Raw genomic sequence first — 26,472 nt, 5'->3', positions numbered from 1 at the left:
TTTCATAAATTTAAACTATGCAGAAAATTGATACTTGGTACAAAGCTCAGGGCAACTGTCCCGATGAAGAATATGAACTTGCAAGCTACCTGCTTTTCGAAGCGGGTGTTGCGACGCTCGAAGAACTCGACCCGGTGACCGCTGGCCGCACGGAGTTCTGCTTTTACACGGGCGACAAGGCGGAACGCGACCGCATCGTGGCGGAGTTTCCACAGTACAACTTCACGATGACAGAAGAACCTGCGAAGGATTGGGACAAGTGGTGGCGTGACCGTGCGCAGCCGGTGGCTGTGAGCGAGCACCTTTGGGTGCGTCCACCTTGGGTGGAGTTCACGCCGGAAGATCCTGAAGCGGTTGTCTTGGAACTTGAGGCAAAGACTGCATTTGGAACGGGCGAGCACGAGACAACGAGTAGCTGTGCTGCACTCATGGAAAACGTTGATTTCAAGGGCAAGACGGTTCTCGACATCGGTACGGGTACGGGCATCTTGGCGATGTTTGCTCGTCGCAAGGGCGCAAGCCTTGCTGTAGGTACGGAAATCGACCCGCTCACGATTCCCTGCATTGCGGAAAACTTTGAACGTAATGGCTTTGGCGAAAGTGACTGCGTGCTCGGATTCCTGGATGCGTTCAAGGACGGAACGAAGTTCGACGTGATTCTTTGCAATATGATCCGCAGCGAGCTTTGGCCGCTCCGCGACGACATCGAAGATTTGCTTGCCGAAGGCGGTGAACTGATCATCAGCGGACAGCTCGTCACCGAAAAGGATTACATCCTCAAGTGGTTCGATGAAGCCGGCTTCAAGGTTTCTGTTGAACGCGAAAAAGGTGAGTGGTGGAGTGTCTTGGCGACAAACGCATAAGGCGAGTGAAGTGACATCGCTTGCGATGTCATTGCCAAGCCGTTTGACAAGACGCGAAGCGTCAACGTTGCAGCCACGCTCGCATAATTAATTTGTCATGCCGGCCTTTGTGCCGGCATTGCTGTTTTTAGTAGAACTGTCACTGGATCCTTCGTCGTTCCACTCCTCAGGATGACGGTCACGGCGGTGGTCTCGCTGCTATTTCTTAAACGTCGGCTTCTTGAAACCTTTGCCATGCGAACGGCGGCTGGCGAGGTTTATCTCGCCACTGTTGAAGCGGTTCTTGTCTTCCACATTGCGGTGCTCGCGGAACGGCGCATTCTGCTGATTCCCGCGGCGGTCCCCGTTACGGTCAAAGTCGCGACGGTCTTCGAAAACATTGCCGCGGCGATTCTCGTTGCGGTCGAAATCTCGACGATCGTCAAATCGGCGCTCGCTGTGGAATCCGCGGCGTTCTTGGCGTTCCCCTTCACGGCCAAAGCGGTCGCGATTCTCGCTGAATCCTCGATTCTCGCCAAAGCGATTTTCACGACCTTCGTTGAAGCTACGACCTTCGTACCCTTCGTCTCGCCAGCGGTTCTTGACTTTCTCTTTTTTCGGGCGTAATGCGTTTGTGCGTTCGTCGCGCTTTTGCATTTCGCGTTTGCGGAAGTCTTCGTTTTCTTCGCGTTCCTTGCTCGGGAAGTATTCCTTGCCCTCGGCCATTGCGGTACGGCTTAGCAGCAAGCGGCTGACTTTACCCATCTTGAGGCGTTCCAGAACTTCGCGCAAGTGCGGGCGGTTTGCAGGAATGTACCAGAAGAAGAATTGCTTCTGGTTTGCTTTTTCTTCGGGCGTTTTGGCGACAAAGAGCGGCTTTCCGTCCGGCGTCATTTCGGCGTAGAACATCTCGGTTGCAATGGTCATCGGCGTCGGAGTAAAGTCTTGCACTTGTTCCAACTGGAAACCCAATTGCTTCGTTTCGAGCGCAAGTTCAGCCATGTCCGCTTCGGTGCATCCCGGATGGCTACTGATAAAGTACGGAATTAGCTGCTGCTTTTTGCCGATGCGTTTGCATTCGTCGTCAAAGAATTCCTTGAACTTGTGGAACAGCGTAAAGCTCGGCTTGCGCATCAATTTCAGCACGGCGTCGCTCGTATGTTCCGGTGCGACTTTCAAACGGCCACTCACATGGTAGTCGATGAGTTCGCGGGCGTATTCTTCGTGGTCCTTGCGGAGCTCTTCGTCATTCGTCTCCTGCAAGAGCATGTCGTAACGGACGCCACTTCCGATGAACAAGTGCTTCACTTTCGGGTGGTTGCGCACTTCGCGATAAAGGCTCAAGATTTCGGCGTGATGCGTGTCCATGTTGTCGCAAATCTTGGGCGTGAGGCAGCTTGCGCGGGCGCACTTTTGGCAACGGCTCGGATCGCGGCCACGCATGTTGTACATGTTTGCGCTGGGGCCGCCGAGGTCTGTGATTGTTCCGGCAAAGCCTTCCATATTCGTCACAATTTCGACTTCGCGCAGAATGCTTTCGCGGCTACGGCTCGCAATGAACTTGCCCTGGTGTGCGTTGATGGCGCAAAAACTGCAACCGCCAAAACAGCCACGGTGCGTGTTGATGCTGAACTTAATCATATCAAACGCCGGAATGTTGCCGCGTTTCTTGTAACGCGGGTGCGGTTCGCGGGCGTAAGGGTATTCAAAGCTTTCGTCGAGTTCGCCGTATTCGAGCGGCGGGTACGCGGGGTTAATCACCACGGTCTGTTCGGCGACATCTTGCAGAATACGGTGCTGGAACCACTTGTTGCATTCGATATCGACTCTGCGGCAGTTCTCGATTTGATTCCTCTTGCTTTCCAGACATTCTTCGTAGCTGTACAGTCGCAAATCTTCCCACTTGCTGTTCTTCGGAACGTTCCCTTTGGGCGCCAAGTAGGCGGTCTGCGGAACGGAATTCAGGCTCGAGAACGGAACACCTTTTTTGAGCAAACGAACAATTTCTTTCAGCGGCTTTTCGCCCATGCCATAGACGAGAATATCGGCTTGCGTATCGAATAAAATACTCGGCTTGAGTCTGTCGCTCCAATAGTCGTAATGCGTCACGCGGCGCAAGCTCGATTCGAGTCCGCCAATGAGCAGCGGCACATCGGGGTAGAGCTTCTTCAAAATCTTTGCGTACGTATATGTCGCGTAATCAGGGCGGAATCCTGCCTTGTTCCCCGGCGTAAAGGCATCGTCACTGCGGAGGCGCTTGGCGGCGGTGTAGTGGTTCACCATGGAATCCATACCGCTTGAAATCGCAAAGAAAAGTCGCGGCTTCCCGAGTTTCTTGAAATCGCGCAGGTCGTCGCGCCAGTTCGGCTGCGGCAAAATCGCCACGCGCAAACCCTCATGTTCCAAAAGTCGCCCGACAACCGCATGCCCAAAGCAAGGGTGATCGACATATGCATCGGCGCTGATGATGATCACGTCAACGTAATCCCAACCCAGTTCGTCCAGGTCTTCTTTGCAAATCGGTAAAAATCGAGGATCGTACATAATGGAATTTGGGGTTGAGGGTTTTAAGTCAAAGATAGAAAATCGCAGCTTGCAAAACGACAGCAGTTATTTCGCACGCCCTTTGATGCAACGGACGGAAAGTCCGTATTTTTTATCGGTCAGTACAATTGTGACAAAATCTTCAGTTCTATCAAAAGTGACAATTCCAGCGTATTTTTCGTAAGGTGCTGTGGCTGTCCAAAAATCACTTACTTTACCAATATATTTAAATTCGTCAGGAACGGCAATCCCTGCGGCAATTACGGAAAAACCATGTTCGTTAGTGTTGGGGATGGCATCTTCCCAGCTTTGAAGTGCTTTCAATGAGATGCCGGCACAATGGTACATGTCGGCGTTGTCTTCGTCTTCTTCTATTTCGCATGTGTGGTTTTCAATAAGTTCAAACCATTCATCGGCGGTGGGCAAGTGCCAGCCTTCGGGGCAAGCTTTTTGTGCCGCATCCCAATTGTAGAGCCGTCCGAATTGCTTGCAGTTTTCAGGTTTATCGTCGTAACACCAACTTTTCGCAAGAGAGTCATCTTCCGTTTCAAAGTTCATATTTTGAGCAGTCCAAACATGGTTGCTGATGACGAGAGTTCGGTAAACTTGATTATCTCGTTTGTCTAAAAGTTCCCCATAAGATACAGTTGGATTCAAATACTCTGTGGTAACGCAATCATACTCGCTGCAATCATAAAAACGAAGATCTGCACTGGACCTTGGGCCAATGGAACTGGAACTTGCAATTGCACTCGACGAAGCTATGCTAGATGAAGATTTAGGCTTTGAACTGGATGATTTTACACGACTTGATGAAGATACTTTTTTGACGGACGAGGAACTTTTAATTTCTACTTTATTCGAGAAATAAAAAACAGTTTTCGGCGGTCGAGAATAAGAAAGGGGTAAAGCCTCACTAGACGAAGTGAGTATTATAATAGCGGAACTTTCGGATGAACTGGATTCTTCGTGCGCAGTGGCGACATCATCGGAACAACCCCCACCGATGAACAAAAAAATAATCATCACTGCATAAATCCAAATATTTTTCATTCTATGAAAGTATATAAAATAACTTCCGGCATGTCATCCCGACCTTGTGACGGGATCGGCTTAATCAGCTTCGCTCGCACTCCCTTCGATTTTCTTGGCTTCGCGTTCCTCCGCTTCACGCATGGAATAAACGCATCCGCAGAAATTCTGGCGGTAGAGATTGTACTCATGAGACAGTTGTATGGAACGCTTGTAGCCGCCTTTTTTCTTGAAGTCGCTCGGCAACCGCTTGATGCCGTAAATATCGCATTGTTCCTGCACAACTTCGTTTAACACTTGAGCGTCTTTCATCGGGCTAATCGTGAGCGTCGTCGTAAAGTAGTCGCAGTTCAACTCTTTTGCAAGTCTTGCCGATTCTGCAAGGCGTAGCTCGAAACATTTACGACAACGTTTTCCGCCTTCAGGTTCTTTTTCAAGCCCACGGGCGACATCATAAAATTTTTTCGGGTCGTACTCGCCCTCAACTAACGTAACCTGATACTTTGTCTTAAATTCCGCAACAAAACGCTTGATTTCATTGACACGATGCCGGTATTCTTCGGCGGGTGCGATGTTTGGATTGTAATAAAAAAGCGTAATCTTGAAATACTGCGAAAGGTATTCTATCGTGTAGCTGCTGCATGGCGCGCAACAAGCGTGCAACAAAAGCGTCGGCACCTCGCACGACTTTTCGAGACGGCGGATGATGCGATCTAAATCGACTTGGTAATTATGCTTTGGCTGTTGCTTGTTGTCCATTGATGGAAACCTTCCTACTGCCTACTTCTAACTTCCTACCGCCTACTAAATAGTCCCCACCGCGACAATCCAAAAACAAATGGTCGATGCGATGGCGAAAAATCCCATGACGTGCCGTTCCTTCGCGCTCAGGCTGAACAAGACCGTCGCCGTGTAAAACGTCAAATAAACCGCGAAAAAGAAGGCGAGAATGCGTATGATTCCAAACGGAATCGTCTCCGGCAGCACATGCCCTGCGCTCAAAATCGTGAAAAGAGCCACAAATTGCAGAATAATAGGCATCACGAACGCCCGGCGGATCTCTTTCGGGACGACTTTATGGCGACCGTTCATGGCGTACATGCCAAGCGGCGCTCCACATGCGAGTGCGATATTCAGTACGATGGAGGGCAAAAAGACAATCGCCCCAATAATTGCTGCAATAAAAAACATACCGCTAAGATAAAAAAATGGGCCTAAAAAAAGAACCCCTTCAGGCAAAGGAGGCAACCTAAAGGAGTCCGAGAGTGTTTGGGTATTATTAATATTATATTCATCCCGTATTCCAAGCTGTAATATTATTGAATTTCTTGGTTACAAAAGTGTCCATTTTTTGCGAAAAAATCCGTTTCGGGAACAATTGTCTCAAAATTTTAACGAAGCATTCAGGTGGGCGTAATTGGGCTGGAAAGGTTTTGTTTTTGTCCTTTTGAACGCGAAAACGAAATTGCAACCGAGAAAATCGTTGTCGAGCTTGATTTCGTTTTGGACGGAAATGCCTTTGGCCGGGTTTGTTTCGGGGAAAGCGACCGTCAATTTTGCGAATGCGAGGGTTGTGCGGTAGCTTGCGGAGAATTCGATTTTGGGTGGCTTGTCATCTTGGCGGCTGTCGTGGCGGAACCTAGTGCTGGCTTTGAACGAGAACGGCTCCCACGCGGATTCGACGTTGCCCTTCCATTCGGTGGCTGCGCAGTTGTCGCTTGCTTCGAGGCAGGTCACGTTGAAACTCGGGCGGAAATGCTTTGGGCCTGCGGCAAATGCAGCCGTGAAACGGGCACTGACAGAATCGGATGCGGTGGGGCTCAAGACGCGTGCTTTGGCGGAGAATGTCGCGTCGTGCAGTTCTGGCCACTGGAGGTTGACTGTTTGCGATGCCCACAGCCAGTTTTCGGCGATGCCTTTGCTTAAATTGAGCCCCAGCGGAATGCTGTCGCCGTGGAGATAAGCGGTCGTTTTCCATGAAAGCCATCGCTTTTCGCTTTGCAGCTGGATTTTGACGAGTGGACGGTCTTGCCCGAATTGGTACCATGCGGAAACTTGCCCGAGCGTCGAGCGAGCTTGCAATGCGACGGCATTTGCGTCTGGGAATTTCCAAAAAGATGCGGCAAGTTCGTTTTGACGGTTCGGTTTAAAACCGAGCCGAGCATGGAATGTCTTGGATGTATCCAAAGCAGCCCCCACTTGGAATTTGCCGATGGGGAAGGAAAATGAAGTTCCCCATAGCGTGTCGAGCGGCAAATGGCTGTGCAATTCAATGGTTGAAATTTGTCCAAAATGGGACTCAAGCCCGTTGCGTTGGTAGCTCAGCAGTTCTTGCGAACCGAGACGCAATTTGAAATAATAAAATTGGACCTGCAGTTCCTTGCGGTGTTTTTTCAAGTGTCCGTCGGAATCGTACTGGCCTTTCCAGGTGATGTGCCCGTGCGGAATGATGGATGCGGTGCGCTCGGGTTTTGTCGGCTTGTCTTTTGCAACTTTTGGCTTTTTTTGGCGAGGCTTTTTCTCTTGCTTGGGGGAGGCTGCACAAGGCTCTTGGGCGTAAACCTCGGCAAGCAGGCAGGCTTCATCGTAGTTTTCTTCTTCAAGCCGTGAAAAAATTTCGTCGGCCTGTTCGGGGGTGATGATGCCGTCGTCCCACCATTCAAAGACTTGGGCTTCGTCAAAAGGTGGCTGTGACGCATATGCGTGGGTGGGAGCGATGGCCGCCGCGAAAACGATGAGTGCGAAAATGAGAATTCTAGTCAAAAGAGTACCTCCATTATATAAACACGCAAAAGAGGCACTTTTGGACCAAAAATGAACTAAAATGTTGGTTTTAAGTTCAAAGTCTGTTTTTAAATGCAAAAAGTACGTCATGCGAGCGGGGCCCCAGCTCAGAGTGGACGCCTACGGCGTCCGTGGCTTCACTCGGTCATGTACGCCTGCAAGCAGTCGTCCGCGACACTCGTTTTGCACACTCTTGCGAAGGAATAGCCTTGGCCGACGCCTCCATTCTCACGACGAACAATCATTATCCTCAAATTATTGGACTATTTATCTCGCGTTGTTTAGACCTATGCATGAATGAGTTTCTAAATTTCTGATATGGTATCTTCTTGGTCGAAAAATTCTAAGCCGCGTGCAAATTTGGCGGATAAATCCTTGAATCGCAATGCTTCGGCGGCGGGTCGCGACTTTGTGCCGCACCTCAAGGCCCCCCGCACCGACTTTCCGCTTTTCAACGGCAAGCGCGTCACGCCATCACTTGCAGGCCTCGACAAATTGCTGCATTACTACGGTGTAGAACTCCAGCAAGAGACGCTCAAGCAAATTTGGGAATTCCACCAATTGCTCCGTGCGAACAACGACGACCAGGACTTGACCCGCCTCAACGCATTCGAGACGATGGTGGAACGCCATTACGCCGACTGCACACTTATCAACGCCTACGTGCCCAAGTGGCCAGCGCGAATGATCGATGTCGGCAGCGGTGCCGGCTTTCCGGGAATCCCGCTCAAAATCGTGAATCCGCGTATTCAGCTGACATTGTGCGAACCGCGCCCGAACCGCATCAACTTCCTCAACATGGTCATCGAAAAAATGGGCCTCAAGGGAATTGATGTCTTTGGACACAAGGTCACAAGCCGCAGCATGACCATCCCCGTCGATGGCGTAATTAGCCGAGCGTTCGAACTTATGGAAAAAACGCTTCCGCGTATCGCGAATTCACTCAAGGTCGGCGGTCGCGTATATTTCATGAAAGGCCCTGCTGTTGCAGACGAATTAAAAACGTTTTATCCCGAAGATTTCGGCTACAAATTTATTGGAAAACATTTCTACACCATCCCGAACAGCACCCAAGACCGTGCATTGATTATCCTCGAAAGAGAAGAATAATATAGCTTACGGCTCTAGCTTGTAAATCAATCCTCTTGCCGCCCGGTATTTCACGCGTTCAGCGAATTTTGGATTGTTCTCTAAAGTGTTCAAGTTGTATCTTGTTCTTACCTGTGGAATGTTGGCAAAATCTTTAACTTCGAATCCGCCTTGTCCGAAATTGAGTTCTTCGAGCCACGCTCCAACGCTTGTCGCGATAATCACGTCTGGGCATGAACTTTTCATAAAGCGAAATACATAGCCGTTATGACTGCCCCACCCGTAAGAACAGACCCAAGTTTTGCTTTTGCCAAGCTTTGTGTATGGTTCCCACATGGTCAGAAACGAGAATCCTAAATCGGGACATTTATCGCTAAATTCCACATCGAATTCGCTTGCTTTGTAATGAAGGCGCTTCCCGCTTGCCATTCGATATTCACAGACAGCCACTCCATTTACTTCGATGGCTTTTCCGCCTTTGATTTCGTAAGCAAACGGCTCTCCATGAGTAGAGCGGGTGAAGTCGTACTTCGGACGAGTCGGCTTGCGGAAATCCTGCGCGATGCCAAGGGAAACCGTAACAAAGAACGCGATGAAAAAGACAATGATTTGTTTCATCTTAAAGATTCCCCGCTTCTTTCAACTGCTTTTCTTTCAATAATTCTTGGTGAACCTGTTCCAGCGCTTCGCCTTTCCTGCGTTCGGTTTCTTCGACGAATCGCAGCATGATTTCGTCTGTCTTTGTCAAAGGCAAACTCAGCTTAAAGACGTTGATGGTGTGGACCCAAATCATGGAATATTTGAGAGACGTGCCAACGCCGAATGAGCCTTGTTCGTTGTAGTTCGGCGTGACGATACGGACTTTGTCGGCATCGTATCCGCGTCTATTGCCGTGTCGGTCGTGCAACATCGCAGCCACATCTGGCGGACAAACGTCGCTCATCACGATTCCCAGAGCAATGTAATGACGTTTAGGCGTATAGAATTCGACGATATCGCCCTTCTTGAAATGAGTGCATTCCCAGCCTTTGAACATTCGTTTTTCTTCGGGATCGCTTGATACCGTAGAGGTGTCGCTCTTTGCTACAAGCGTGCCGTCGGGACCGTACCAACGTTCAGAAGTACGTTCGGTCGCTCCTTCCTTGGTCGTGATAATATAGGCGTTGCCCGGACGCTCGAACACATGGAACCCAAAGAGCGGCTTTTCTTTGTTCGTGTATTTCTTGGCGTATTCGAGAATGTCGTGCTCGGCTTCTTCCAAGCTCGTGGTGTAAATCATGCATTCTAGCTGGATATCGTAGCCGATACCTTCGCCGTGATCGACGTTGTAGTCAGGCTCCTTGCCGTGGAAATCCTTGGAGTAGGCGTACGTGACGAAGTGGGCGTTGTTCTGGGTGGTTTGTATCTGATTTTCCATAGTGTTGTCCTTTTTTATGCAAAAAACGCCAGTTGTGACTGACGTTTTAAACTTTTTTGCAAAACTCCCTAAAAGAGTCCTGCTAGAAAGCGGCAGGGCTTTAGAGAATGTGTAGTTCAGGCTAGAATCGAGCCCTTCGATGCGTTGGCAGAACCTCCCGCTTCAAATGCGAAAGCTCTCGGCCCTTGCATTAGATATATCGACTCGAAAATTATAGATGTAAACCGTAAGAGAAAATATCTTAAAAGTTACTGAGTTTAGAACAAAGACGTCAGATAATCGAGGTCGTCCTGGTCAAGTTCTCGATTTTGAGCATCCAAATCTTCTTTTATCTTTTGCGCTCTTTCGTCGCCTTCTTCAGCCCATTTAACTATATAATGGTTGAGATTGAACTTGCATTTAAAATAATAGTAATATGAATCGAGAACGATATTTTTCGACCACTCTTTTCCTGCTATTGCACTACTGATGAGGGATTCCTTGAATTGATATACATTTTCTCTAATTAGCTTTTGAGCTTTTTCATTACATTCATTTGCCCATTTAGTTATAGAATCTTTAAATTCATCATAATGGTTATAAATAATTGCTACGGCTTTTTCATCTCCACTTTCAGCCAGTTTAATTATAGAATCTTCAAATTTATCATAATAAGTATAAATAGTTGCTATACAATCTTCAGCTTCTTTATCTCCACTTTCAGCCCACTTGATTATGGAATTTTCAACATTGTCTTTTTTAAAAAAGTCAAAATTTTCAAGAATTATCTTTTTTGTTCTTTCGTCGCCTTCATCTGTGAGTAAAATTATTGTCTTTCTAAAGTCACTATTTTCTAGCGCTTTATATTGATCAATGTCTTCGTCAAGTCTTTCGAAGAACCTTTCTCTTGCAAGAGGATCCCCTTCTCTAACCCATTCGAAAAAGGTTTCTTCTAATTCTCTATGCTTCCACCACCATTCACAAATAAAATCATGAACCCAATCTAAATCTCTATGTATGACAAAAAAATCAATTATCAAATCCAGATTAAGTTCTGATTCCTCCTCAAAAAATCCAAATATTTCTAGAAAATCATTGCTTGTTATAATATGTTGTGCATACTCATTGCCTTCTAGCGCCTCTTTTTTTATAAAATCTATACAAGTGGAGTCTGTCCAGTTGTCTGGATTGTCAATGATATTAGCGATTGAATTCTCACTTTCGTTATTATGCAAATGGCCATAAATAATATTTTTTGCTTTTTCATCATTCTTATTATCGGCCCAATCAGTCAATAATTCTTTGAACACTTGAGAGTGCTTGTAAACAATTTCTTTTGCCTTTACGTCACCATTGTTTGCCCATTTAATCATGGCATCTTTAAAAATGTGGTATCCACCCATCATTTCTTTAAATTTATCGTAGTATGCATAAATGAAATTTCTTGCCTTATTGTTATTTCCGTTTTCGGCCCAATCGACGATGGATTTTTCAAAATGTTGTGGTAAACTATAGATGATATTTATCGCTCTCTCATCTTTGTGATCGTTTGCCCATTTAAATATTATTTCGTTAAAGTTGGATGGATTATTATAAATTGCAATTTGTGCCTTTGGGTTATTGTTGTTAGCCCATTCAATTATTGTTTCTTTGAATAAAATCGAATTGCTATAAATAATACTTTTGGCTTTGTAGTCATTATTGCGGTTTGCCCAATCCTTTATGATATCTTTAAAATCGTATGGATTATAATTGGATGGATCGCTATAAATACATTGTTTTGCAATTTGATCATTTTTATTGACTGCCCAATCCTTTATGGTTTCATTAAAATAGTATGGATGGCTGTAAATACATTGTTTTGCAATTTGATCATTTTTATTGACTGCCCAATCCTTTATGATATCTTTAAAAACGTATGGATGGGTACAAATAAATTTTATAGTATCTTGGTCTTCTTGAATGTTTGCTAAATTGATTATAGTAGATTCAAAATCAATCATGTGTTTAAAAATAAAGCGTTTTGCATCTTTTTCACTATGGGTCGCCCAGGTTTCTATTGTTTTTTTGAAGTTTGTGTAGTTCTCGTAAATGAAATTAATGGAATTCAGGTCTCCTTCATTGGCCCATTTTGATATTGCGTCTCTGTAATTATTGAATTGGTCAAATAGGAAAATATTCTTGAAGAAAAATTCTTTGGCTTTTTGATCATTACTATTATAGTTTGTGCGAGTATAGGATCTGTTATATACGGACTTTTTTAGCTCATCGCCAATTATTTCTTCAAAAAGATCATAGTTGTTTAAAATGGAATCTAAAGCATTCGCATCGTTGCCGTTCGCCCATTCAATTATAAAGCCCTTAAAGAGCTCTGGATGTCGGCATTTCAAAATTTTAGCGGCTTTATCATTTTTGTTTGCCGAAATTCTTTCTGTCGCTCGACTATAAATAACGCTGTCTAAACCATCGAATGCTTTGTATTTTTTTGAAAATATAAATTCAAAGAATTGATGGTGATTCAATATAAAATCAATTGCTTTTTTATTTCCTTCATTAGCTAACCATCCTAAGCGATATCTAAACCCATCGTATTCTCTACTTAGATTGCATATAAACTTATCTGCGTTTTTGATCCCTGCGATAGCCCAATCTACTATGACAAATTTATGGTCTAAAGGACTTTTGAAAATACGTTCGGCGTCGTTTTTGACCCAAATAACTATAGACTCGTTAAATTCTGATGCATTTTGAATAACGAAATCCTTTGCTTTTTCATCTAAATGATAAGCCTGTTCTATCATCAATTCCTTGAATTCTGCACAATCTTTGTAATGCGAGCATAGGAAACTTTTCGCCCTTTCATCTCCACTCTGCGCCCATTCGATGATAATCGACTTGAAATTTTCAAAGTGCTCATAGATGAATTCTTTTGCTTTCTCGTTGCTTTCGCACATGGCCGTTATTTCTTTTTTGATTAACTCATTGTCATAACCGATGGAATTGCAGAAGAATCCTACAGAAATAAGGGCCGTTTTGTCGCCTTCATTGATGGCTTTTTCAAGAATATGCGTTATAAAGGGATTGTTTCCTTCGCAATCCTTGAAATTAAAATTCGTATAAATGATAAATTTTACAAATTTCGATTCCGCTATTGTCGGCTTTTTAATATAATGTTCTATAATTTGTTTGCAAATTTCTGGGTTCTCGCAAGCGGTTCGTATTTGTTGCCAAATGTCGGCTAGTTCTTCTTTGCAGACATTTAAATTAACGGCGATTTCTTTTTGCACAAAATAATCATTTAGATTTTCTAGGGCGGCCTTGCATACGGCATTGATTTCGCCCCATGTCGGGCGATCCTTGAATTGATTGCTTATATACGCTTCAAAATCGGTTGTGAAAATATTTTCATTGTTGAAGTAGAATAAATTATCGGACGGCAACGCCGATATAGCCTTGTCGATTTCTTCGTCGGATATATAACATCCGTGAATCCTCCTGATGTCCCCGTCGCACGAAAGGAGCATGTCTCCTTTGCCTAAAAGCTTTTCGGCTCCACCGCATCCGAGGATGGTCGAGGAATCGGTCGCCACTGCTGTTCTCAATGCGATTCTTGTCGGGAAGTTCGCTTTGATATCTCCTGAAATAACTTTTGTGCTGGGTCTTTGCGTTGCGAGAATCAGGTGTATGCCGACGCTTCGGGCTTTCTGTGCCAGAGCCATGATGCAGTCGGTCAAATCTTTTGAAGAACGCATCATCAAATCTGCATATTCATCGATGACAGCGACGATGTAGGGCATGTCCTGCGTATATGGAATTGGCATGCCCTCGATTTGCCCTTGATTTAACTTTTTCTTGAAATCATTGATGTTTCGGCATCTGCATTTTTCAAGAATGTTGTTGCGGACTTCCATCTCTTGCACTAGCCATTTCAACGAGTGTATAGCTTCATCAACATTCTTGATGACGTGCCCAGAAATGAGGTTGTGCATTTGCTCGTAAGGAAAGAACTCTACGCGTTTGGGATCAATGAGCAAAAATTGCAAATCGACAGGGCGGCAGTGGAGCGCCAAGGATACGATAATGGAATTGAGACAGACGGATTTCCCAGAACCGGTTTGCCCCGCGATGAGCAAGTGCGGAGTTTGCGCAATGTCAAGATAAACAGGGTTGCCCTTTGTATCCACTCCAAGTGCTGCGGGCAGGCGCATTCCGTTATGTGCAGAATGGAAAATGTTGCCGAATGGAATTTTGCAGGGGTGCGGGTTAGGGACTTCGATGGCGACGGCTTTCTTTTCTGGCGCAAGAGTAATTTTTAAGCTTGAAACTCCCAATGCGACTTGCAAATCGTCGGTGCGTTCTGTAATGGAATTGATGCGAATTCCCGGTGCCGGCGCAAAATACACGCTGGTTACTATGGGGCCGGTTTCCGTTCCGACGATTTGACCTTCAACGCCAAACGATTTTAGAATTTCAAGAATAGTCTGGCTTGAAGATGTATCAACGACAGTCTTGAATTCGGCCTGTTCAAATGTTCCAATGTCTGCAACGGTAATTTGGGCAAGAATGTTGTGCATGGGGGCTCTTTTTAAAAGTTCTATTATCTTTGGAGAATTTTAATAAAAAATCCAGCTTTTTACGGAACCCATCAAAGATTTCAATCGATTCTTCTTCAAAAAAACACTAGAGACACTTTGAAATTTTTATTCGCTTTTATTCGAACTATTCAAAAGCGTTTAACATATCTTTTAAGAGTAAAAAAACTTAACGGTGTCTTTATGAACAACAAACTTTTCATGTTTCTTTGCGTCACACCTGTCGCAGCGATGGCATTCCAAGTAGGCGCTTGGGTCGGAGGTCCCGGACAATACCCGCAGCCCACTCAAGAAAACGTGCAGGCATTCCAAGATTTGCAGGGCACGCACATTGACCTCATCAGCTATTTCGCGCTCTTCGACATGAACGACTGGAACGCGACCGAAGAGTTCGCAGATGTCGCGAAAAACAACGGTTCCACGCTTGTGGTGACCTGGATGGCGAACGGCTACAACGCGCAGGACCTGGTCAACGGCAAGGCGGACAGCTACATCCGCGACTACGCCAAGGGTGTCAAAGGCTACGGCGAAGAAATCTGGCTCAGGCCGCTCCACGAAGCGAACGGCGACTGGTACGACTGGGGCGTAGGCAAGGCAGGCGCCGGCAATACCGACGCGAACGTCGCCGAAGCGTTTCGCCATATCGTCAAAATATTCCGCGATGAAAACGTGAAGAACGTCAAGTGGGTGTGGACCACCAACGCCTCGAATTCAGGAAAGGGTTCGACGCTCACCGGCAACTACCCCGGTGACGAATACGTCGACTACATTTCCATCGACGGCTACAACTGGGGCACTTGCCAAAGCTGGTCCAGCTGGCAGACATTCTCGCAGGTATTCAAGAAAGCATACGATGCACTCGCCAAAATCAACAAGCCTCTTTTCATCGCCGAAATTTCGAGTTCCGAGAGGGGTGGCAACAAGGCCGAATGGATTACCGACATGTTCGAACACTTTGCGACCGACTTCTCCCGTGTATTTGCGGTGATGTGGTTCAGCCAGAGCAAGGAAGCAAACGAGGGCGACTGGGCGCTCAACACGTCGCAGGCGGCAGTCGATGCGTGGAAGGCGGGGGTCGCGAAGATGCAAAGTGCTCCGCCCCAGAGTTCTTCGAGTAATGCGAATTCTTCGAGTGCCGCAAGTTCGTCAAGCAGTTCGCGCGATATTTCTAACGGTGGTTCAAGTTCATTTGGCGTAGGTTCCTCCAGCAGCCAGTCTGCTAGCATCGAGAATGCGCGACGGGCAGGCCAATGGAAACTCAATTTTAGTAACGGAAAGCTCCATATCCAAGTGGCAAGTACCGTAAAAGCTAGCGTTCTGCAGCTAGATTATCAGGGCCGCATCTTGTGGCAAAGCAGCGTGCAGACATTTACTGCAGGCGAACACATGCTGGACATTCCCGAAGCAAACACACAAAGTATCTACAGGCTGTCGATGCAACAGTAATTTCAAAAATCATCGTTTGTGGCCTCTATATTTCCATTCGGATCGAAACATTACAACTTCCCATTTTCCCGAACGCTTGGACAAGTCGAACAAACCTTGGATGTAGCCGTTATCCACGTATAAATTTACCATATCACGATTTTTATTAAATATTGCACGCAACGCGGTCGGGAATGAGTGAAAAGGGAAAGGATCATTCCAAAAACGCCACAAAGCAGAAATCTCTCGAAACAAAAAATGGCTATCCCTACGGGTTTTCGTTTTCATAAAATTGCTCAATAACGATTTATATTCCTTGTTTAAAACAAGAACCTGCTGGCCTATCGGAGTTTTTTCCATACAGGCAGATATCGCTTCTTTTCTTTCACTCCATTTTATATCGAACGGATCGATCTTTTGCAAAGCCTCCATATCAGCGGCGACAGTATCAATATAACGCACTCGCAAGCTTTGAACAAAATAAACGATTTTGAATATACCAACAGAATCCTTTTTCAAGGCAGACGAAGCTTCTTCAAATGGAATACCCATAATCGCCGCTTCTCGAATACCATAGTTTTCCAGTTCTACCTTTTGTGCGCTACCTACCATCACAAGAAGAGATTCACGCCTTGCTGTATCAAGCGTAAGCCAATACCTGTGTTTAAAATCATATTCAAAAAAATATTTCAAAACTGCTTCATAGATTTCTCGCAATTCGGTCGCCAGGGAATCATCTGCCGAAATCGTTGCGCAGAGAGAATCCGTGGATCGTTTCCATCTCGCAAAAAAGTGGCTCTTGTAATCGTTCATGGAATCGCGTAGCAGAGTGTCATTCGTCGCCTGGTACTGCTCGTAAAACGCAATCGCTCGAGAAAGAACAGTATCCAGAGGCAGAGTCTTCAGCTCCTCAAACCTATTTGCGCTTTTCACACCCTCTTCATTAGACTCAGAGCACCCGCAAAGGAGAGCGATAGCCAGGAGCACCAAAACGCAGTTCACAAAAATCTTTTTCATAAAAGACTCCTTACGCCACCCAACCACGCTTATGCATTACCAATTTCCATTTTCCGTTTTTCTTGGATAAATAGTAAGACCCTCCATTATTGAAGGATTCCTCTACATTCAGCATTACCATGTCATGAGTTTTGTTAAACACAGCACTCCATATGGTCGGAAACGAATTGAAATGATAGTCGTCGCCTGAATGATGAGGGACAACAGAAATCATCGGATACCAAAAAGGATATTTATTTGGCAATAACGTATATCTCTCTTGGCGGCTCTCATGGACATTCGCTTTCATAAAATTATTCAATAAAGATTCATATTCATCGTTTAGAACAATAACTTGTTGGCCCATTGGCGTTTTGTTCAAGCAGGCAGATTTCACTTTTTTCCAGTCTTTCCGCTTTATACGGTATAAATTAATCTTATCCAAATCATTCATATCAGAAGCAGATGTATCCATATAAACCAAATCCATTGTTTGAACAAAATATACACGATTCAAAACGTTGTTTGAATCATTTTTCAAGCCCGCCAAAGCCTCTTCAAGCGGAATGCCCCAAATTTCGGCGCTCTCGACACTATCTCGTTGATTATGAAGTGTTCGTATCGAGTCCGGATTTTCTTTCCATTTTTTCATATCAGCAAGAATATCAGCAATGTCGATAGGCTTAGCGTTCTTTCTCTTTTCATTTAAAGTATTCTCAAGGGAATCGCGTTTTTCCCTGTCGAGAATATAACGATACATACGTTTAGCTTTGAACTCCAGCACAACTTCATAGATGTCACGTAAATCAGCCGCCAGAGAATCATCTGCCGGAATCGTTGCACAAAGAGAATCCGTGGATCGTTTCCATCTCGCAAAGAAGTGGCTCTTGTAATCGTTCATGGAATCGCGTAGCAGCGTGTCATTCGTCGCCTGGTACTGCTCGTAAAACGCAAACGCACGCGAAAGAACTGTATCCAGAGGCAGAGCCTTCAGCTCCTCAAACCGCTTTGCGCTTTTCACACCCTCTTCGTTGGATTGAGAGCACCCGCAAAGGAGAGCAGCAAGCACCAAAAACAACAAGCAAAGATTTCGCAGAAGTTCCATATATAACATAAATACAATTTTTATCCAAAAAAGATTATCCTTTTTAGATAATCCTAATCGGATAATATCAACAATTAATCCTGAATAGGCACTGGATCCCCTACGCTTCGCTTCGAGGATGACAAGAAGGAGATTCCCGCTCGGAGGCGGGAATGACAAGCAAGGGTATCAAGCGAGAGACCACTCGTGGATTCCCATTTGATACCCGCCGAGTCATGAGCTTGCTCAATGACAAGCAAGGGTATCAAGCGAGAGACCACTCGTGGACTCTCATTTGATACCCGCCGAGTCATGAGCTTGCTCAATGACAAGCAAGGCGAGAGCAGCAAGAATGAGTATACTCTTTTCCCGGCATTTCGCATAAAAGCAGAAAATGTCCGCGATAAAGTCGCGGACCCTTCTCTAGGATAATTCTGTGCTTGCGCGCAGGAATTAGAAACGGAAGTGAGCGAAAGCCTTGTTGGCTTCGGCCATCTTATGCGTATCGTTCTTCTTGCGGACTGCGTTGCCTTCGCTGTTCTTGGCGGCAACGAGTTCTGCAGCAAGGCGTTCTGCCATGTTGGCTTCGTTGCGGTTACGAGCTGCATCGAGGAGCCAGCGGAGAGCGAGAGCCTTGGCGCGATCCGGAGCAACTTCCATCGGGACCTGGTAGTTTGCACCACCAACGCGACGGGACTTGACTTCGACACGCGGCTTGATGTTTTCAAGGCACATTTCGAACTTTTCGAGCGGGGTTTCCTTGCCTTCAACCTTCTTGTCGAGGAGGTCGAGAGCGGTATAGACGATCTGTTCAGCGATGGTCTTCTTGCCCTGCTTGAGCACGACACCGACGAGTTCGGTGACGAGCGTGGAGTGGAAACGCGGATCCGGGAGGATGGAGCGATGGAGAGCCTTTCTTCTTCTAGACATAGATTACTTCCTTTCCTTACTTCTTGGCCGGAGCGGCACCTTTTTTCTTAACACCGTACTTAGAGCGGCCATTCTGACGACCGTTCACTGCCTGGGTATCGAGCGTACCACGGATGATGTGATAACGAACACCCGGAACGTCCTTCACACGACCACCGCGGATAAGCACGATGGAGTGTTCCTGGAGGTTGTGGCCTTCACCCGGGATGTAAGCGGTAACTTCCATCTTGTTGGAAAGGCGCACACGAGCAATCTTACGAAGAGCAGAGTTCGGCTTCTTCGGGGTGCTGGTGTAAACACGGGTGCAAACGCCGCGCTTCTGCGGGCAAGACTTCAAGGCCACGGAAGCGGTCTTGTTGCTGATCTGTTCACGTCCGTTACGGACGAGCTGTTGAATAGTTGGCACTGTTTAATCTCCTAGATTTTGGAGTGCAAATATAGTTTTATTTCCAAATATTTCAAGTACTTAGCCTTAATTATCCGTATCTTCGTCATCAGAAGACCCGATTTCGTTATCCAAAAGCTGGATTCCGGAACCAGAATCATAATTATCGGCCTGTACATTCTGCAAACGAGAGCGTTCTTCCATTTCGTCGGCATCGGCATCAATCACTTGGACGTTCCTCAAGTGACGGGCACCAGTACCGCACGGAATGAGTCTTCCCATAATCACGTTTTCCTTAAGACCCATGAGCGGATCCACGCAACCTTCGATGGAGGCGCGGGTAAGGATTTTTTGGGTTTCCTGGAAGGACGCTGCAGAAATGAAGCTGTCCGTTGCCAAAGAAGCCTTAGTGATACCAAGGAGCATCGGTTGATACTTAGCTTCGGCCTTACCGAGAGCGCGCAGACGTTCGTTTTCGGTACGGAGACGGGTCTTGGAAATTTCTTCGCCCGGCAAGAGTTCGGATTCACCCGGATCTATAATGCGGACCTTGCGCATCATCTGACGAACGATACATTCGATGTGCTTATCTGCAATAGCCACACCTTGCAGGCGATACACTGCCTGGATTTCGTTCACCAAGTGGCGCTGCACATCCTCGGGTCCGAGAACGTCGAGGATATCGTGCGGATCCACACTGCCTTCGCTGATCTTCTGACCAGCACGGACACGGTCACCGTCATTGACCGCCAGATGTACGCCACGCGGAACCAGCACTTTCTCTTCGTTGCCGTCCATCTGCTGAATAATAACTTCTTGGTTGTTGCGCACTTCGTTACCGTACTTGACGAGACCGTCAACCGGTGCGATGAAGGCCTTGTTCTTCGGCACGCGGGCTTCGAAGAGTTCTGCGACGCGCGGAAGACCGCCGGTAATATCGCGGGTCTTACCAGCAGCACGCGGGAGCTTCGCGATAACCTGGCCAGAAGTGACCTTGTCGCCCTGGTGCACGGCGAGGATAGCGCCGTCAGGCAACATGAAGTGGCCAACCTTTTCGCCACGTTCGTCATTGATGATAATGACCGGACGCAGCTGGTTCTTACCGTGCTGCTTGTCGCTGATGACGATCCAAGTTTCGACTTCGGTCATTTCATCGCGTTCAATACGGTAAGTTCTGTTTTCAATAAGGTTGCTAAATGCAATCGTACCGGCAACGTTCGTAATAATCGGGCTGTTATACGGATCCCATTCGAACATGCTGTCGCCCTTCTTGACGGTAGCGTTGTTCTCGACGTGCATGATAGCACCGTACGGAATCTGGTAACGGCCCTTGTTGATGCCGGTATTGTCAAAGATAACGAGTTCGCCCATACGGGAGACGACGACCTTCTGGCCTTCGTGTTCAACCGTTTCGACCTGTTCGAGTTCGACGCGGCCATCGACAATAGCCTTCTTGTCGCTTTCGACAGTCAAACGGGAAGAAGCACCACCGATATGGAACGTACGGAGGGTAAGCTGCGTACCCGGTTCACCGATGGACTGTGCTGCAAGCACGCCGACCGCTTCGCCGAGGTCAACCGGACGACCGGAAGCCAACATACGGCCATAGCACTTGGCGCAAACGCCCGTCTTGGAATCGCAAGTGAGCACGGAGCGCATCTTGATGTGTTCAAGACCCGTAGCAGAAATCTTCGGGAGGTCGCGTTCAGTCACGAGTTCGCCAGCCTTCACGATCACTTCGCCCGTCACCGGGTGCTTGATGTCTTCGACCGGGGCGCGACCGAGCAAACGTTCTTCAAGAGGAATGACAGTATCGTCACCGTCCTTGAATGCGGAAACTTCGATACCATTCGTCGTACCGCAGTCCGGTTCGGTAATCACGAGGTCCTGGCCCACGTCAACGAGACGACGGGTAAGGTAACCAGCGTCAGCCGTCTTAAGAGCGGTATCAGCAAGACCCTTACGAGCACCGTGAGACGAAATGAAGTATTCCATCACGTTCAAGCCTTCACGGAAGCAGGACTTAATCGGGTTTTCAATAACTTCCTGACCACCGAGCTGCTTGATCGGCTTCTGCATCAAACCACGCATACCGGACAGCTGCTTAATCTGTTCACGGCTACCACGAGCGCCGGAGTCAGCCATCATATAGACCGGGTTGAAACCGTCACGGTCGTGAGAGAGCAAATCCCACTGCTTTGCAGCAACGTCGGACGTCGTCTTGGACCACACGTCAATCGTCTGGTTATAACGTTCACCGTCGGTAATGACACCGTCTTCGTAAAGGGCGCGAATCTTGGAAACCTGTTCGGCAGCCTTGTCGAGCATTTCCTGCTTTTCCTTCGGAATCACCATTTCGGCGATAGCCACGGAGGAACCAGCACGCGTTGCCCACTTGTAACCGTTGGCCTTGAGGTCGTCGAGGTAATCGACAGTCACGCGGTTGCCGGTACGACGATAGAGGTCGTCGATGGACTTCGCAATGACCTTCTTACCGAAGGTTTCGTTGGCGTAGCCAAGCGCTGCCGGAACGAATTCGTTGAAGATGATACGGCCGACAGTCGTCTTGATGACGTTGTCTTCCTTGAGCGTGAGGAACTTGACCTTTTCGCCTGCCTTGACATTGACTTCGATATTGCCATTGTCATCGGCCATTTCGCGAACGCAGGTGCAATCCTTTTCGACAGCGCCCATGTAAATCTTGCGACCGGCCTTGAGCTTGAGATAGACGTTCGCGTTCAAATCGACAGCGCCGTTTTCGTAAGCGCGGATAGCTTCGGCAGCATCGTAGAAGTGCATGCCTTCGCCCTTGCGGTTCGGACGCGGCTTGGTCAGGTAGTAGAGCCCTAGCACGATGTCCTGGCCCGGCACAGCGATCGGCTGACCGGAAGCCGGGTGCAAAATGTTGTTCGAAGAAAGCATCAACACGCGGCATTCGAGCTGAGTTTCGAAGCTAAGCGGAAGATGCACAGCCATCTGGTCACCGTCGAAGTCAGCGTTGAAAGCCGTACAGACGAGCGGGTGGAGACGAATCGCGTTACCTTCGATGAGCTTCGGATAGAACGCCTGGATACCCAAGCGGTGAAGCGTCGGAGCACGGTTCAACATGACCGGGTGGTCTTCAATAATTTGTTCAAGAATGTCCCAAACTTCCGGACGTTCTGCGTCAACGTACTTCTTTGCAGACTTGAGCGTATAAACGATGCCTTCTTCTTCCAAACGCTGGATGATGAACGGCTTGTAAAGTTCGAGAGCCATGCGCTTCGGGAGACCGCACTGGTGCATGCGAAGTTCCGGTCCCACGACAATCACGGAACGGCCGGAATAGTCCACACGCTTACCGAGGAGGTTCATACGGAAGCGGCCCTGCTTACCCTTGAGGAGTTCGGCGAGGCTCTTAAGCGGACGTGCAGAACCTGCACGAGCGGTGCGTCTGCCGCAGTCGAACAGCTGGTCAACAGCTTCCTGCAACATACGCTTTTCGTTGCAGAGAATCACGTTAGGGGCACGGATGTCGATGAGCTTTTTCAAGCGGTTGTTGCGGTTGATGACGCGACGATAAAGTTCGTTCAAGTCAGACGTTGCGAAACGGCCACCTTCGAGCGGAACGAGCGGACGAAGATCCGGCGGAATCACCGGAAGAACGTCGAGAATCATCCAGGACGGCTGGTTTGCGAGCAAACGAGCTTCGCTCGGATAGCGGTGACGGAATTCTTCGTAAGCATCGGCAAGCACAAAGTCTTCGTGCTTGGATTCGTAATCGACCTTGAATTCGGCGACAGCTTCGGCAAGACCCTTGAGCCAAGCCTTGCTGGAATCGCGGGACGGGTCCGGATTCTTGTAATAGCTCTTGAAGCTTTCCATCTGGGACTTCTTGAAAGCTTCGACGACCTTGAGGCGCTTCACGGCATCGTCCTGCTTGGTCTTCGACTTGGAAGTAGCCTGCAAGCGGAGTTCTTCGGAGAGCTTGGTCAAATCGACGCGGTCGAGGAGCTGCTTGATAGCAGAAGCACCCATCTTGGCTTCGAATTCGCGTCCTTCGGCAACGAGGTCCTGATACTGGGCTTCGTCAATGAGGGAATTCGGTTCGAGGTCGGTCGTACCCGGATCAATCACCACGTACTTTTCGTAGTAGATGATATGGTCGAGGTCCTTGGTATTGAGGTTGAGGAGTGCACCGATGACGCACGGCTGGTTACGCACGAACCAGGTGTGGGTCAGAGGAATAGCAAGTTCGATGTGGCCCATGCGTTCGCGACGGACCTTGGAGTGAGTCACTTCGACGCCGCAACGGTCGCAGATGACGCCCTTGTAGCGGATGCGCTTGAACTTACCGCAGTTGCATTCCCAGTTCTTAACCGGTCCAAAGATCTTTTCGCAGAAAAGACCATCCTTTTCAGGCTTGAAGGAACGGTAGTTAATCGTTTCCGGCTTTGTCACTTCGCCATAGGACCAGTAACGGATCAGGTCCGGGGAGGCGAGATGAATAGAAATGTCGCCAAACTGTTCAGTCATTTCTTCAGCCATAATTACTTGTCTCCAGTGGTCTCAATGTCGAGACCCAAAGAATGAACTTCGCGAATCATAACATTGAAGGATTCAGGGATACCCGGCTTCGGAGTATTCTGACCCTTGACAATGGCGTCATAGACCTTGGAACGGCCCTGCACATCGTCAGACTTGACGGTGAGGAGTTCCTGCAACGTGTAAGCAGCACCGTAAGCTTCCATAGCCCACACTTCCATTTCACCGAAGCGCTGGCCACCGAACTGGCTCTTACCGCCAAGAGGCTGTTGCGTCACGAGAGCGTAGCTACCGATAGAACGTGCGTGAATCTTGTCGTCGACCAAGTGACCGAGCTTGAGGTAGTACATGTAACCGATGGTCACCGGGTTGAGGAGAGCTTCGCCGGTCTTGCCGTCGTAAAGCTTAGCCTTACCGATAATCTTGTTGTTTTCCGGATCCATTTCGTAGTTCACGATCGGGTTCTTCTGGTAAGCCTTTTCGAGTTCCTTGCAGATGTCCTCGAACTTCGCACCGTCGAACACAGGAGTCGTCACCTTGAAGCCAAGCGTCTTTGCAGCCCAGCCCAAGTGAACTTCAAGCACCTGACCGATGTTCATACGGGAAGGCACGCCCAGCGGGTTCAGAAGAATCTGGAGCGGACGGCCGTCTTCAGTGAACGGCATGTCTTCGACCGGGACGATTCTCGAAACGACACCCTTGTTACCATGGCGACCAGCCATCTTGTCACCGATGGAGAGGCAACGCTTCTTCGCGATATAGACCTTGACGCACTTGAGCACGCCCGGCTTGAGTTCGTCACCCTTCGTGACCTTGTCGATTTCCTTTTCCATCGTGCGGGTAAGGGTATCGAGGTTGTCGCGAGCGACGAGAACGAGAGAAAGTACCTTGTCCTGGAGGTCATCGTCATCCACGACGAACGTGGAGAGCGGAGAAACCTTCGTCACGTCGATGAACTTGAGGTTCTGTTCGTTGTAAGTCTGGCCTTCACGGATGAGGAGTTCGTGAGTTTCGTTGTCCATGACCTTGCCAGCGGACTTACCGGCGAGGAGGTCGAACAAGTGTTCACGGCATGCATCCTTGATGCGATCAATCTGGCTCTGGAAATTCATGCGAATTTCTTCGATGGTTTCCTGATCCTTTTCCTTGCTCTTCTTGTCGGCCTTGTCCTTCTTGCTGAAGATACGGGTTTCGAGCACGACGCCCTTCATTCCCGGAGGAGCCTTGAGGGAAGAGTCACGCACATCGCCGGCCTTTTCACCGAAGATGGCACGGAGCAAACGTTCTTCCGGAGTGAGTTCGGTTTCGCCCTTCGGAGTCACCTTACCGACGAGGATATCGTCCGGGCCGACTTCGGCACCGACGCGGATCACGCCGTTTTCGTCGAGATTACGGAGAGCGTCTTCACCGACGTTCGGAATTTCGCGAGTCAATTCTTCCGGACCGCGCTTGGTATCGCGGACTTCGAGTTCATATTCTTCAATGTGGATAGAAGTGAACGTGTCCTTGATAGCGAGTTCTTCGGAAATAATGACAGCGTCTTCGTAGTTGTAACCGTTCCACGGGAGGAAGCCGATGAGGATGTTCTTACCGAGAGCGAGTTCGCCATGGTCGGTAGAAACACCGTCAGCCAAGACGTCACCGACCTTCACAAAGTCGCCCACGTTCACAATCGGCTTCTGGTTGATGCAGGAATCCTGGTTGGAACGTTCGAACTTGCGGAGCGTGTATTCGTCAATCGGATCCTTGCCGAGGAATTCATAGTTTTCACCGAGACCGGTAAGCGGCTCGAATACGCCGTTCACCATGTTGCCACGCTGCACAGTGATGTTGCGAGCGTCAACGAAAGTCACGCGACCGTCGTGCTTGGCACGGACGACCGTACCCGAGTCGAGAGCGGCGCGGCGTTCGAGGCCAGTACCCACGACCGGAGCTTCGGCGCGGAGCAGAGGCACAGCTTGGCGCTGCATGTTGGAACCCATCAAAGCACGGTTAGCGTCGTCGTGTTCGAGGAACGGAATAAGACCAGCTGCGACAGACACGATCTGCATCGGGGCCACGTCCATGAGGTCGATGCGTTCGGTTTCGTCGTCGCCAATCGCGATGGAGTCCTGCTTCATCAAGTGCGGGTATTCGCTCTTGTCGCGGACGATGACGTAGCCGTCCATGTCGCCCTTGAAGCGGTTGTCATCATCGAGTTCGGTAGAAGCCGGAGCCACCTTGAAAGCGTCTTCTTCGTCAGCGGTGAGGTAAGTGATATAGTCGGAAACGACCTGTTCCACGACATCGCCCACCTGTTCGTAGTCAGCAGTACCGTCAAAGTCATCAAGAGCGAAGCCGTTCTTGTGATAAGTAACGTTGCCTTCGGCATCCTTGATTGCAAATACCTTGTTCACGAAACCTTCGAACAATTCGCGCTGGCGGTTGTCGAGGTTCAAGCGAACCGTGTCGATTTCCTTCTGGGTGAGTTCCAGTTCCACAAAGAGATGCGGATCATGGACAAAGCCCTTGAAGATACCGAAATGCCACTTCTCTTCCGGGAAGAAGCACTTGTTGCCCTGAGCATCCTTGAATTCGATGAGGCCCACGATACGGTACGGAGTCTCGATAAAGCCGAAGTGGTTCACCACGGCGTAAGATGCGAGGGAGTTGATAAGACCGATGTTCGGACCTTCCGGAGTTTCAATCGGGCAGAGGCGGCCATAGTGCGTGTAGTGAACGTCACGGACTTCGAAGCCTGCACGTTCACGGGTAAGACCACCAGGACCGAGAGCGGAGAGACGACGCTTGTGAGTAAGTTCAGAAAGCGGGTTCATCTGGTCCATGAACTGGGACAACTGGCTCTGGCC

At 48.2% G+C, this 26,472-nt stretch carries 17 protein-coding genes; 3 read left to right on the top strand and 14 right to left on the bottom strand.

The features are described 5' to 3' along the window. Positions 1 to 17 precede the first annotated feature (17 nt). Positions 18 to 863, top strand: coding sequence for a 50S ribosomal protein L11 methyltransferase (locus IKG78_RS13615; protein WP_290944432.1), 846 nt, complete (start codon positions 18 to 20; stop codon positions 861 to 863). Between the two features lie 198 nt (positions 864 to 1,061). On the opposite strand, the gene IKG78_RS13610 is transcribed toward IKG78_RS13615, so the two are convergent. The 5 genes from IKG78_RS13610 to IKG78_RS13590 form a co-directional block, all read right to left on the bottom strand. Beyond that, a complete protein-coding gene (locus tag IKG78_RS13610; protein WP_290944430.1) occupies positions 1,062 to 3,386 on the bottom strand; it encodes a YgiQ family radical SAM protein in 2,325 nt (774 codons plus the stop codon). Between the two features lie 66 nt (positions 3,387 to 3,452). Next, positions 3,453 to 4,412, bottom strand: a complete 960-nt coding sequence (locus tag IKG78_RS13605; protein ID WP_290944428.1) for an FISUMP domain-containing protein — start codon at positions 4,410 to 4,412, stop codon at positions 3,453 to 3,455. An 87-nt stretch (positions 4,413 to 4,499) separates the two neighbouring features. Continuing rightward, positions 4,500 to 5,177, bottom strand: coding sequence for an epoxyqueuosine reductase QueH (locus IKG78_RS13600; RefSeq protein WP_290944426.1), 678 nt, complete (start codon positions 5,175 to 5,177; stop codon positions 4,500 to 4,502). A gap of 45 nt (positions 5,178 to 5,222) precedes the next feature. Then, positions 5,223 to 5,609, bottom strand: a complete 387-nt coding sequence (locus tag IKG78_RS13595; RefSeq protein ID WP_290944424.1) for a hypothetical protein — start codon at positions 5,607 to 5,609, stop codon at positions 5,223 to 5,225. A 192-nt stretch (positions 5,610 to 5,801) separates the two neighbouring features. Further along, positions 5,802 to 7,181 carry a hypothetical protein gene (locus IKG78_RS13590; protein WP_290944422.1) on the bottom strand — a complete coding sequence of 460 codons (1,380 nt, stop codon included), beginning with the start codon at positions 7,179 to 7,181 and terminating at the stop codon, positions 5,802 to 5,804. A gap of 339 nt (positions 7,182 to 7,520) precedes the next feature. Here IKG78_RS13590 and rsmG point away from each other — a divergent pair, with 339 nt between their 5' ends. Continuing rightward, positions 7,521 to 8,312 carry a 16S rRNA (guanine(527)-N(7))-methyltransferase RsmG gene (gene rsmG / locus IKG78_RS13585; RefSeq protein WP_290944420.1) on the top strand — a complete coding sequence of 264 codons (792 nt, stop codon included), beginning with the start codon at positions 7,521 to 7,523 and terminating at the stop codon, positions 8,310 to 8,312. A 6-nt stretch (positions 8,313 to 8,318) separates the two neighbouring features. Here rsmG and IKG78_RS13580 read toward each other — a convergent pair whose 3' ends face one another. The 3 genes from IKG78_RS13580 to IKG78_RS13570 all read right to left on the bottom strand — a co-directional run bounded on the left by IKG78_RS13580 (position 8,319) and on the right by IKG78_RS13570 (position 14,261). Continuing rightward, on the bottom strand, positions 8,319 to 8,909 hold the full coding sequence (locus IKG78_RS13580; RefSeq protein ID WP_290944418.1) for a hypothetical protein: 591 nt from the start codon (positions 8,907 to 8,909) through the stop codon (positions 8,319 to 8,321). A gap of 1 nt (position 8,910) precedes the next feature. Beyond that, positions 8,911 to 9,708, bottom strand: coding sequence for a hypothetical protein (locus tag IKG78_RS13575; RefSeq protein ID WP_290944416.1), 798 nt, complete (start codon positions 9,706 to 9,708; stop codon positions 8,911 to 8,913). Positions 9,709 to 9,965: 257 nt separating this feature from the next. After that, complete coding sequence (locus tag IKG78_RS13570) at positions 9,966 to 14,261, bottom strand: DNA translocase FtsK (protein WP_290944414.1); 4,296 nt, start codon at positions 14,259 to 14,261, stop codon at positions 9,966 to 9,968. A 201-nt stretch (positions 14,262 to 14,462) separates the two neighbouring features. Between IKG78_RS13570 and IKG78_RS13565 the strand changes: the two genes are divergently transcribed. Then, positions 14,463 to 15,725 (top strand): glycosyl hydrolase, encoded by a 1,263-nt coding sequence (locus IKG78_RS13565; protein ID WP_290944411.1) that lies wholly within the window; start codon positions 14,463 to 14,465, stop codon positions 15,723 to 15,725. Between the two features lie 9 nt (positions 15,726 to 15,734). On the opposite strand, the gene IKG78_RS13560 is transcribed toward IKG78_RS13565, so the two are convergent. The 6 genes from IKG78_RS13560 to rpoB all read right to left on the bottom strand — a co-directional run. Continuing rightward, positions 15,735 to 16,721, bottom strand: a complete 987-nt coding sequence (locus IKG78_RS13560; protein WP_290944409.1) for a hypothetical protein — start codon at positions 16,719 to 16,721, stop codon at positions 15,735 to 15,737. Between the two features lie 10 nt (positions 16,722 to 16,731). Continuing rightward, positions 16,732 to 17,805, bottom strand: a complete 1,074-nt coding sequence (locus tag IKG78_RS13555) for a hypothetical protein (protein ID WP_290944407.1) — start codon at positions 17,803 to 17,805, stop codon at positions 16,732 to 16,734. 432 nt (positions 17,806 to 18,237) lie between these two features. Beyond that, positions 18,238 to 18,714 carry a 30S ribosomal protein S7 gene (gene rpsG, locus IKG78_RS13550; RefSeq protein WP_290944405.1) on the bottom strand — a complete coding sequence of 159 codons (477 nt, stop codon included), beginning with the start codon at positions 18,712 to 18,714 and terminating at the stop codon, positions 18,238 to 18,240. 16 nt (positions 18,715 to 18,730) lie between these two features. Further along, on the bottom strand, positions 18,731 to 19,120 hold the full coding sequence (gene rpsL, locus IKG78_RS13545; RefSeq protein WP_072980597.1) for a 30S ribosomal protein S12: 390 nt from the start codon (positions 19,118 to 19,120) through the stop codon (positions 18,731 to 18,733). A 66-nt stretch (positions 19,121 to 19,186) separates the two neighbouring features. Continuing rightward, complete coding sequence (gene rpoC / locus IKG78_RS13540) at positions 19,187 to 23,626, bottom strand: DNA-directed RNA polymerase subunit beta' (RefSeq protein WP_290944398.1); 4,440 nt, start codon at positions 23,624 to 23,626, stop codon at positions 19,187 to 19,189. A 2-nt stretch (positions 23,627 to 23,628) separates the two neighbouring features. Further along, positions 23,629 to 26,472 (bottom strand): DNA-directed RNA polymerase subunit beta (gene rpoB, locus IKG78_RS13535; protein WP_290944395.1); only part of this gene is annotated, 2,844 nt, incomplete at its 5' end.

Origin of the sequence: Fibrobacter sp., from assembly GCF_017545445.1 — a bacterium.
In the GTDB taxonomy this organism is placed as follows: domain Bacteria; phylum Fibrobacterota; class Fibrobacteria; order Fibrobacterales; family Fibrobacteraceae; genus Fibrobacter.
Note: the sequence above shows the minus strand (reverse complement) of the source record. Positions and strands in the feature narration are given on the sequence as shown.